Source organism: Vibrio sp. 10N.261.52.A1, from assembly GCF_002876325.1.
GTDB classification, from domain to species: Bacteria; Pseudomonadota; Gammaproteobacteria; order Enterobacterales; family Vibrionaceae; genus Vibrio; species Vibrio chagasii.
Genome location: NZ_MCYD01000074.1, coordinates 1 through 1,286 on the forward strand (window position 1 = coordinate 1; position 1,286 = coordinate 1,286).

Here is a 1,286-nt window from a genome sequence, read left to right on the forward strand (position 1 = left end):
CATATACACTCGATAAATATGGAACCATTACTCAATTATCTTACTGAGAACCGTATTTTGAGAGTTGTTAAAAAACAGATCCAACCCACAATAAAGAAACATATGCAAAACACCTCATTGACACGCTGGTAACAAAAGGCAATATTGGATACGTAACCAAAAATAATCCAATAACTAATTTTATGACGCATCAGGAGGTGATTAATGGCTATGGTTGGCTTTGATTCTAAATGGCAAGATTTTCCGGATTACATATTAGGCATCACTAAAGAAATTTGGGAAGATCGAGGTCTGAGTACCCTACATAACTATTACTCACCTGACATTATCGTCCGTACACCACTCTCCATCACCGAGGGAAACGAAAAGGTCATCAGCGCGACCATGGGCACACTAGCCGAGTTCCCGAACCGTACCTTATTGGGTGAAGACGTTATTTGGTCAGGGACTCCTGAGCAAGGCATGCTCTCATCACATCGAATCATTTCAACAGCTACTCACACTAATGATGGCGTATTTGGTAAAGCCACAAACAAAACACTTAAGTTTCGAATTATCGCTGACTGCCATGCCATCAATAACCAAATCAATGACGAGTGGATGATCCGAGACATCGCTGCGATTGCAAACCAACTGGGTATGACGTCAGAAGAGTACGCTCGTCAGCAAATCGAAATAGAGGGTGGCGTTGAGCAATGCCCCTTCCCTTTCACTCCCCAAGTCGACATTCAAGGCCCTTACCTTGGTGTAGGTAATGACAATGAATACGGTCAGCGCTATGAAGACATACTGCGACGTGTAATGGGTGCTGAGTTCTCGGTAATACCAAAAGAATATGACCGAGCTTGTATTGGCGAATACACGGGCAGCCAAACTGCACTCTCTCATAACGAGATCGACCAGTTTTGGATGTCACTGCGCTCTTCATTTCCGAACGCGGAGTTCAAAATTCACCATCGTATAGGCCGCAATGACGAAATGATGTCACCACGTGCGGCTATTCGTTGGTCGCTACAAGGCAAGCATGAAGGCTACGGTATGTTTGGAAAGCCTACAGGAAAAGACGTTTACATCATGGGAATCAGCCATGCGGAGTTTGGGCCTTGGGGCCTACGCAGAGAATTTACTCTACTTGATGAAAGTGCTGTCTGGAAACAGATTCTCATTCAAATCGGTTAACTATATAAGGAAGTATTATGTTGAACAGCTTGATAGAAAATTTCTACAGAACCTATTTTAACGCTCACTCATCCGAACGGACTCAAGTAGCCCACGAGATGTTAAAT

The 1,286-nt window shown here is 43.6% G+C and carries 1 protein-coding gene; it reads left to right on the top strand.

The genetic code is table 11. The annotated features are described in order from the left end of the window. Window positions 1–204: 204 nt before the first annotated feature. Window positions 205–1,179, top strand: a complete 975-nt coding sequence (locus tag BCT81_RS01070; protein WP_102423019.1) for an ester cyclase — start codon at window positions 205–207, stop codon at window positions 1,177–1,179. The last annotated feature ends 107 nt before the right edge of the window (window positions 1,180–1,286 follow it).